A 10,426-nucleotide genomic window follows, 5' to 3' on the forward strand; every position below is an offset into this window, starting at 1 on the left:
AAACTTACCGCACCACACTCACCACCCCGCTCATCATTTCTGTCCTTCCAGACGGAAATTCGATAATGAGTTGCCAGTTGTAGAGTCCGGGTTGGACGTAATGATTTCCTTCTTTGTTATTGCCATTCCAGCCTTTAGACGGGTCGTGTGTCTCGAAAATTTCGGCTCCCCAGCGGTCAAAAATGGTGAAGGTGTAGTCCGTTGGTCGAATAAATTTCACAAATTCAATTCCATCGATAACTGGTTTGAAAAGCTCATTGGTGAAGTCTCCATCGGGTGTGAATGCGTTTGGAATGAAAATCGTGAAGTCGGAGCATGGCAGCACTTCCCATTGATAATCAGAACAACCGAAGCTGTTTTGCACCAGCAACTCCACACCGTAGTTTTCTGGGCCTGAAAAGAAGTGAGTTGGTGCCCACTCGTTTGAGTAGTTGTCGGTTCCTGAAACCGGATCGCCAAAATCCCAACTCGTGGAAACGCCTTCGGTGCTGTTGTTGTAAAAAGTGACTTCGGCACCCTGAGCGCAATTTTCTATTTCGCTGTAGCTAAATGACGCAGTAGGTGTCGGTTTTACAAAAATCAAAGCATCGGACTGAGAGTAGCAGTTTTGTAAATCGAGCATTTCTACACTCACTTCCCAGATTTGAAGCGTGTCGGAAGAATTGGTGAAAACCTGAGAGATTTCAGTTTGGAAAGAGAAAATCAAAGGTTCAAAATTTGGGTGTGAGATTTCCCAGCCCAGTTGGACTAACTTGCCCTGATCTTCAACGAAGAGTTCAATTTCTTCGCCACTGCAAATCGATTGATTTCCTGGAAAAATTGTTGCATCAGGTCCGGAGATGTTGACTGAGTCTTCGTACATCGCTTCGCAACCATCACTTGATGTAGCCCAGAGAATGACATTGTACATGCCCGGCAGGTCGTAAATGTGATTGGGAGCAGTGTAGAAAGAAAAGTTGTCATCTCCTGAGTCTGGATCGCCAAAGTCCCACTCAAAGTTGGTCGCATTCTGGCTGTTGTTTTGGAAAGCGACAGGCTTGCCTGTGCAGCTGGCATCGGCAATTTCAAAATTGGAAACCGGAACAGGAAAAATTTCGATGAATGTGACATCCGCATCAGAGCCACAACCCGAAATAGAAGTCGTCAACTCGTAAATCCCGGGTGGAGTTGTTTGAGGAATAGTGATTTCTACTGCATCGAGTTCTCCAATGCAAGAGTACTGCAGCCCAACGATGTTTGGTTCACTCATTACTTCACAGCCATTCCAGGGTATACCCTGAACCTGAATAGGTGTAATTGAAACTGTTTCTCCCGGACAAACACCATCGACTTCTTGCGGCATTTCGATGAAAACATCTGGAGGATGAAGAACAATCATTAATGTGTCAGTGTCGCTTCCACACTGGTTCCAGGCGGTTGCATTCACAAAAACCGAATCGATAGCACCGATATTTGTGTACTCGATCGGAGGCGGAAAGAACGTGTTTGAGAGTGTTGTATCCGAAAGACTGGCGTTACCGTATTCGTCATCAAAATCCCAGTAAACCGAGTCGATGTGATAGGTCGCAAATTCGAAAAGTTCAAACTGAATGGATTCTGGAAAACAGAAATCGAGCTGCGACTCGGCCTGTACATCCACTTCTAAGTTTGGAGGAGCAATGAATTCAACTGTGTCTTCGAGAACTAAAGTCTCGCAGGCATTTGAAATTTCCACATTAAAATAGAACGTACTGTCCGTGTTCAAGTCCAGCTGACTGAGTAGCACCGGGTTTGGCGTTGCTTGTTCTAAAGATGGGTCGTCCAGCAAAAAGTCGTAGTTGTTGTCGACTTCATCGAGGATGTCCCAATCGAAAGAAAGATCATCTCCGGAGACATTTGTAAGTAAAGTGGTGACATCGGCAATGCAAGGGTCGTAGTCGACTTCAAATTCACCGGCCGGTGGCTCGGGGATGAAAATCTCACTCGTCAAAGTGTCCTGGCAACCGGAGTATTCTAGGAAAAGCGAATCAGTGAAAGTTCCGTAAAAACCATCAGCGATAAGTGCCGAACTACAATTGTCGAAGGTCCCGATTTCTTCAATCCAAAAAGTGCAGTTGTCGTAAAGTGCATCGTTTACGTTCAGGTCAACTATCTCTTCAGGACAAGCGGTTTCAGGCAGTTCAGGGTAGTCACCCGGAGAAGCAACCGGCTCAATTTCGTGGCAATCTTCGGATTCACAAGTGAGTGTGCCGCTTCCTGTTCCGTGGTCGATTGAAGCCCAAAGACAGATTTCCAGCGACTGCGGGTCGATGAGGTTTTCGATGCAAAGTGTGTTGTTGTCAATCGATCCACTTTCCAGGTCGGTCTCAAAATTCCAGTTGAAAGAATCGTAGTTGGAAAGCTCTTCTTCAACAACTTCCAGACACTCGTTGAGGCAGGGCGATTCGTCTACTGGTGTCCATTCCGTGACAGGATTCGAATAGAGTACAAATTCAACATCAGTAGTTTCCAGACATTCTCCGGAGAACTCCAAAGTGTAAGTTCCTAACTCTGCAGTTGTAGACTCCCAGTTAAATTCTGATGAATTTTCCTGCGGGTCGATGCAATTGCCTCCCGGGCAGCTCGTGTTCGTCCAACCTCCAGAGAATCCATTGAGGTTTTGGGCTTCGAAAGTAACATCAGAACCTAGGCAGTAATCGTTCTCTCCAACGAGGTTGGGTGCCGTTAACTCTTCTACACTGAAAGTGAGTGTGTCGGTGAAAAAGCAGTTTGGAGCTGTCCCGTGATTGAACTCATAAACCAGTTCGTAATCGTCTGGATCCAAATCAAGAATGTCGACCGTGTTTGAGACAATTTCTTCAGTATTTAAAAACCATTGTAAATCTCCGTCAGAAGGCATTGGCGAGAGCAAGCTTTCCAGATCGATCACATTTTCGGAGTTGTCGCAATAAACAGTTTCAACCGGGCTCGGGTCGAAGGTGAAAGGTTGTAGTTGAATGTTGAGGTCGATGGATTCCTCGGATGCACATCCGTTGCTGTCGGTCACTTCCGCGCTGATTGATTGAGCATCGGATACTTCTGTGAGAGTTAACTCGCAATCTGTTGCCGGCAAGTTGGTTCCAGAATTTAAATCCGTCCAATCGCAGCTAGCCACATCGTTGAAATTTTCGATGGAGAGCGTTACTTCGTCACCTTCGCAAAGCAACTCTCCTGGGTTAGATCCGATTTCGAAAACAGGAAGCGCATTCACATCGACTTCCAAAGTTTGAGTCACCAGGCAAGCTCCGCCAAAAGAGAGTTCATAGGTTCCTGCTCCGGTAGTCGTTTCAGTCTGCCATTCGAGTATATTGGCGCTTTGTGTGGCGTCATTCGGGCAGTCGCCAGGACAATTTTCGAAGGTCCAGGTTCCATCAATTCCGTTCGTTTGCGTGGCTTCAACTTCAAAGACTTCACCTGCACAAACTGCTTCACCCTCAAGAGTTGGAGTAGTGGCCGGAACCACATCAAACTCGCAATATCCTGTGAAAACACAACTCGCCAAGTCGGGGTGCTCCCAAGACCATTCGAGTGTTTGAGTTCCCTGGCTGAGCGTATCGACCAAAATGTCGGAACCGGAAAATTCGCTGCCATTCAAACTCCAGCTCAAGCTACCGCTAGAAGGGTAGGGAGTGAGTAAGTTTTCGATGTCAATCACTTCGCCTTCGTTGTCGCAGTAGGTGCTTTCCAGCGAACTACAATCTTGAGAAAAAGGCTGAACCAGTTCTTCAACTTCCACTGAACTGGTTGCTGAGCAGCCGTTGTCATCGATTACCTCCACTTCAAATTCATTGACTCCTGGCTCTGGATCAGCAGAAGCCACGCAGTCGGTGTCTGCAATAGAGGCGCCAGAAGTGAGGTTTGTCCAATCACAACTCGCGACTGTATTGGATCCGGTGTAGTTGATTTCGAGCTCAACTTCTTCGCCACTGCAAACAAAATCTACAGGATCGGCAACGATCTCAAAATCTGGAACTTCGTTCACCGTGATTTCAATTTGAGAAGAAATGATGCAGTCTCCCGAATATTCAATTTCATAAACTCCTGCTTCGGTGTTGGAGTCCGTGTTCCAAATTACCTGGTTGCCGATCAATTCGAATTGACCTTCGCCAGCTCCCTCTGTTGGGCAAGCACCGGGGCAGCTAGTGAAACTGAAAGACCCTCCACCTTGCAGCGCTTCGATCGTGGTGACCTCTCCTGCGCAGATTTCTGTAGTGCCATCCAGGTCTGGCTGGTCGGGCTCAGGAATGTCAATGGGTATGCAGAGCACGTGTTCACCACAGTCGTTTTCAGCGACAATTCGCAACGTGAACTGGCCTGTTTGGGCAGTCCACGAAAAAGAACAGCTACTACCGTTTGGGTCACACGGATCGAAACCGGGACTCGGACTTTGGTCTGTGATCGTTTCGAAAAGTTGACCTGCCGGTGGGTTTTCGCAGTTTGCCAAATCGCCATCATAGATCTCCATTTGGAAGGAAGAAAGCGCAGGAGCATTGTACTCTACGCAGAACCAGTCGTCCAGACAAATTTCTTCATCGGGGCAAGCATTGCTAAACGGATCGTTGAGGTTCGAAGTGATCTCAGGGTTGCCAGCAACATCGAAATCAATTTCTTCCTGAAGCGATCCACAGGCTGTGGAGTAGGTCAATTGAAGAGTGTAGCTACCTGGATCGAGCGGACCAAAAGTGGGAGAGTTTCCATTTTGTGAACTGCTGAATGATGCGCCTTGATAGAGTGTCCAGGAGATCGAGGGAGCTGAGCACAAGTCCGCGTTTAATGGGGTGAGCTCCGGAGTGATCTCATCGCCTTCGCAAATTGTGGTTGGCAGATTCCAGTCTACATCCAGAGTAAGTCCAGAGAGGTCGGGTTCAACGCAAATAATGTCTGAATAAATCCCCCCTTCGTTGCAGTTGTCGTTTTCTACTTCGAGAAAAACCTCGTAGGTCCCAGGAGCTGTAAAAGTGTGCGACATGGTGGCTTCGTTAGCTCCATCGTCAACAGGCACTGGGTTTCCGTTTTCATCTTCAATGCTCCACTCAAGTTCGGAGTCGCACCAGGAGATGTTGTTGAGTTGATTTCCTCCGGGCCAGTTGAGCGTCACCAATTCATTTACACAAACTTCTTCCGGAGCACTGAAAGTAGCTTCTACGGGTGATGAAATTCTAACATCCTGAGTTCCGGTTCCGGGTGTACTGGTACAGGGATGAAGAGCTGTAGTTCTCAGAGTTAAAAAACCAGTAGGACAGTTGCACGATGAGGTTGTCGGAGTCCAGTCAAAATTCCAGGGGTCGGGAGGTGTGAAATTGTCCCAGGTGTAGTTTTCTACGATGTCTGTTCCGCAAAGCACTTCTAGCTGATAGTCAACCCCATCGGGGTTCGAAGCACCAGGAGAAAGTGTCAGTGGATATTCTTCACCCGGGCAACCGGCCTGATCGAGGTCGGGTGTAGCTCCCATGGTAGAATAATACTCGTCTGAGCCAAAGTAAACTTCATAATCCTTTGTTTGCTCGCAGTTGCCATCACTAACGGTAATGGAAACGTACTGATAGCCGGCTTCACCTGCAGCCATCTGCGCCAGGATTCCGTTGAATGGATCTGCTACCGGATTTCCATTTAGAGTGACTTCTACACTTGTGATGTTGTTAGCAGGCTGAATGATGTTGGAGATATCTGCAATGTAAAGTTCAAAAGCTTCGTCATCGGCCTGACAGTAGGGAATGAGACAAACATTATTGAAGGAAGCGTAAATCTGATCACCCAACTCGTCAGTAAATTGAATTTCAGGAACGAGACCGCCAACGGTGATGGTTTGCTCAAGGGTGTTCGTGCAGCCATTTTCGGTGGTGACTATCAGCTCTATTGTGAAATCTCCGGCAGATGGAAAGTCGAACTGAGGACTGGAGCCGTTCATTGTACCGACCGGTTCGCCATCGGCTTCATTACCAGCAAAAATAGTCCAGTCGTAATCGTCAATTTCTCCGTTACTGGTGCTCGTTGAGTTGAAGTCAATTGTTGTACAATTGCCCTGATTAAAGTCAAAACTGGCAGAAGCCGATTCTCCGAAAATATTGAATGTTGTGTCGAATGCAGTGCCATTTGCATCCGTAATTCCGAGCGAAATACTTTGATCTCCAGAACCATTAAAAATGTAATCCGAAAGTTCATCGTCATCACCTACTAACTGAATACTTCCTGAGAAAGACTGAATGTTTACCGGTTCCTGCACTTCATTTCCGAACTCTATGAATTCGCTTAGAGCAGCGCCTGTGCAGATCTGCTCATCGCAATCCTCACATTCGATTTGGGTTCTGCCTAAGAGGGAAATTGCTAATAAGACTCCGAGCAAAAAGATCGAACGAGCGACACGAGAATAGGATGAAGAATATAGGCTTAGGCGAGAAGTCATTTTTTTGGCTATTCAGAGATGAGCGTTCACAGTTTCCATCGGAAAGAATTAGTGAAACCAACAGTTGCTCGATCAGTGCATTCGTATAGTCGCAATTAGATTGGTGTATAGGTTTGTTTTTCAGTGGATCAAAGATAGAAATTTAAGATTAGATCATTGGTGGATTTCTTACGGTAAACACCCTAAATTTTTAGATGGACTCAATGTTTCGTTCGACAGAGTTTCTGAGTTCTGTCTCTAACCTCCATTTATGTTGCTCAAGGTGTAGTCCGATTCCTACTACCAGTAAGAATAATCCCTGTACTTCATCAGACTACTCCTCACAGGGAAACACTTATTGACAGTTTAGATTTGGTGCGAAATAAATGGAAAACCTGCCTAAGGAAAAGGCGTAGACGAACTGTAAGTGAGAAACCTTTGCTCTATACTAACATTAATTTTCTTGCTACTCATAGCTTTTCGCTGTGATGCGCAAACCTTTGACTGGGGCATTGTTTCCGATCAGGGAGGAAAGCAAAGCGGAAATGCTCTCGCAGTCGATTCTACACGCCAGTGCATTTATGTAGTCGGCCACCACGACCAGGATTTCGATCTGGTTTTTGAATCTGAAGGCACGCCTCCGGTTTACTCAGGAAACTTAATAATCCCCCACAATGGCGGTCAGGATGGCTTCCTGATGAAATACTCTTTTGAAGGAGAACTTTTGTGGTATAACTACTTTACCGGAGGCGGAGAACAAGTGCCAACAGGAGTAGATGTCGATCATAATGGAAATGTTTACGTAACCGGATATTTTAAAGACAATCTGATATGCAAAGCTGAGGACGATAGTGAGCTCTTCAGCTATCTCAATGTCGATGCAGGAAACTCGAACCTATTTGTAACATCTTTTGATGAAAGTGGCAATTTGCTTTGGTCAGACCAACAAGGCGGTCAGGATGACGATTTCGCCATGGACATAGCTGTTGATGGAAATGGTGTTTATGTAGTAGGGGTTTTTAAAAACCAAAATACTGTCTTTCATGGATACGACATTCCCGATGGGCTAAGCTCTAGGGATGTTTTTGTTTTGAAATACAACCTTGAAGGAGGCTACGAATGGTTTACCATTGCTGGAGGAGCTAATGATGATTACGAAAACTCGCTGGATGTGAGGTCATCCTCATTGAGCATAGCCGCTTACAACGACAGAGTTTATTTTATAGGTGCATGGAGTGGTAGTCAGGTGTTCTTCTTTGAGAATGAAGTGCAGGTGAGAAGTGACATGACATTAAACTCCAGCGACAACTCTCAAGACTTTTACATTGCAGCACTCTCAAGCGAAGGCTCTTACTTGTGGACGAGGTCGGTTTTACAAGAAGAAAACGGAGGCTATGGGTATGGTCTTGCTGCAGATTGCAACGGAGTCTATGTTGGACTTACTGTAGCTTTTAATGGTAGCATTGTAGTATATCCAGACAACTCTACTGATTTCGCATTTAACGATCAAATAATCGTAATGAAGCTCGACCCATCGAACGGCCTCAACTTGTGGGAGAATGTTTATTCTACTTCCGGAGACAATGACGATGATGTTTTAAGGTCAATGGATGTTGATGGGCATGGTGGATTGTACGTAACAGGTTGGTTCAAGACACCTTTCAGTGCCGGTCTTTTTGGTTTGGGCTCATATTCTCCTGTAGATAAAGAAGACGTTTTTGTGGCGAAGCTCAATACCTCTGATGGAGACGAAGAATGGATCAGGCGATTGGGAGATGATGAAAATGATTATGGATATGATATAGCAGTAGCGGGAGAAGACAACATTTTTGTAACTGGAATGAACTCGGGTGACATGGGGAGCTCACCTTTTGCTGAGTCATCTTTTGCCGGAAGCCACAATGAAAACTTTCTACTCTTTAGAATGACCGACAATCAGGTCGACCCAAGAGTTTGTTGCAACTTATCTCTAAACCCTAGCTCAACAGATCTTTCCTGCTTTGAATCTAATGACGGAGAAATCTCAATTACTCCTTCTGGAGCGCTTGGATCAGTGAGTTTCAACTGGCCAACAGGAACGGATTATGAAGGTGGAAATGCCTCGAATCTGTCTGCAGGGACTTACACAGTAAGTGCCGTTGATGGCGCTGGCTGTGAGGCTTCCGTTGATGTGGTTGTTTCGCAACCGGACCAAATCATGATTGATAACCTGAGTTATACAGATGCTTCTTGTCCTGATGCGACCGATGGCGAAGCAGAGTTCAGAACATACGATTTTACCGGAGGAGGATCTTTGCAAGTCTTTGACTCGCCAATTGTTTCAGCTCCTGCTGTCAGCAATAACACAGTAGCAGATTCAATTTTTAGCTCTCTTTCCAACCTGATGGTCGGAGATTATGAAGTCTATTTTGAAGATGACAATGGCTGTCGTTCAGATTCACTCACTGTGACCATTGCTGGGGTGGATACTATAGCTCCAACTCTCGATTGCACAACCGATACACTAACTTATTATGTCGACAGCTCGTGTGACTTCACTCCAACGCCAGCAAACTGGTTTGCAGACCTCAATCCTGTTGATAACTGCAGTAGCACCTTTTCTTACAACTCCACGATTTTAAACCCGGGAGGTGTGTGGACAGAAAATGTAAGAGATGTACTGCTTGAGGTCGAAGACGAATATGGAAACGTGGCGACTTGTGAAATTCACTTTGAAGTGCTGGATACAATTGCTCCAACCATATCCTGTATTTCGGATCAGTCTCTGTCGCTCGATTCATCTTGTGATGTTTCACTTCCAGATTACACTGGAATGGTCAGTTTCGCAGATGGCTGCCCGAATGTGACTATCGACCAGTCACCTGCTTCCGGTACAATGCTCAGTGGACATGGAACAGTTCAGGAAATAACCATGACAGCTACAGACGAAAGTGGAAACGCTACGAGCTGTACTTTCGATGTCGTTCTTGAGGACCACATTGATCCGGTTATTAGTTGTCTTGGAGATCTGAGCGAGTCAACTGACTCGAATTGCGATTTTTCAATTCCCGACTACACTGGGTTGGCTACTACTTCCGACAACTGCGCTGCATCTGTTACAGTAACTCAAAGCCCAGCTATAGGAACCGTGATCAGCGGAGCAGGTACCACGCAATTAATTACCCTCACGGCTGAAGACGATGCCGGCAATACTTCTGATTGCACGTTTACTGTGACCCTCATTGACGATATTGCTCCAGCGATCACATGTCCTTCGGACTTTACTGAAGCTACAGATGCAGCTTGCAATTTTGTAATTCCAGATTATACGGGTCTGGCAACCACTAGCGATAATTGTGACTCTTCTGTAGAAGTGACCCAAAGCCCTGCCGTGAATGACGTAATCAATGGAGAAGGGACAACACAGCTCATCACGCTCACTGCCGAAGACGATGCCGGCAACTCCACTTCCTGTAGCTTTGAAATTACCCTCGTTGATAACATCGACCCGGTCATCTCTGAAAACCCTTCAGACCGAAACGTATCCCTGGATGGAGATTGTGATTTTGTTATCCCTGACTACACCGCTGAGATTTCTCCGACAGACAATTGTGATTCGTCAGTGGAGGTGACTCAAACCCCAGCGGTTGGAGATGTTTTCAGTGGGCATGGAACAACGCAAACCATTACACTCACAGCCGAAGATAACGCAGGGAATACTGCTTCGGTCGACTTTGAAATTACTTTGGTTGATGATACCGATCCTGTGATTTCTTCAGTCCCAGACATAAATGAATTTCTCGATGGAGATTGTAATTTTTCCATCCCCGACTACACTGGTTTGTTGACTCCTACAGACAATTGCGATGGTGATGTTGAGGTGACTCAAACCCCGGCTGTTGGAGTGGTTTACAGCGGACACCTGACCACGCAGACCATAACCCTCACTGCGACAGACGATGCCGGAAACTCTGCTCAGACGAGTTTTGAGATCACTTTGATTGACGACATTGCCCCAACGATTACAACTCCGGCTGACCAAAACGA

At 46.1% G+C, this 10,426-nt stretch carries 2 protein-coding genes; one reads left to right on the plus strand and one right to left on the minus strand.

Going from position 1 to position 10,426, the window contains the following annotated elements; all coding sequences use genetic code 11:
• Positions 1–4 precede the first annotated feature (4 nt).
• Positions 5–6,421 (minus strand): PKD domain-containing protein, encoded by a 6,417-nt coding sequence (locus tag ABHV44_RS12905; protein ID WP_459075114.1) that lies wholly within the window; start codon positions 6,419–6,421, stop codon positions 5–7.
• A 442-nt stretch (positions 6,422–6,863) separates the two neighbouring features.
• Here ABHV44_RS12905 and ABHV44_RS12910 point away from each other — a divergent pair.
• Positions 6,864–10,426: SBBP repeat-containing protein (locus ABHV44_RS12910; RefSeq protein ID WP_459075115.1), on the plus strand; the 3,563-nt coding region annotated here is incomplete at its 3' end.

The organism is Halocola ammonii (assembly GCF_049334165.1).
GTDB lineage: Bacteria > Bacteroidota > Bacteroidia > Flavobacteriales_D > Sanyastnellaceae > JBEGHD01.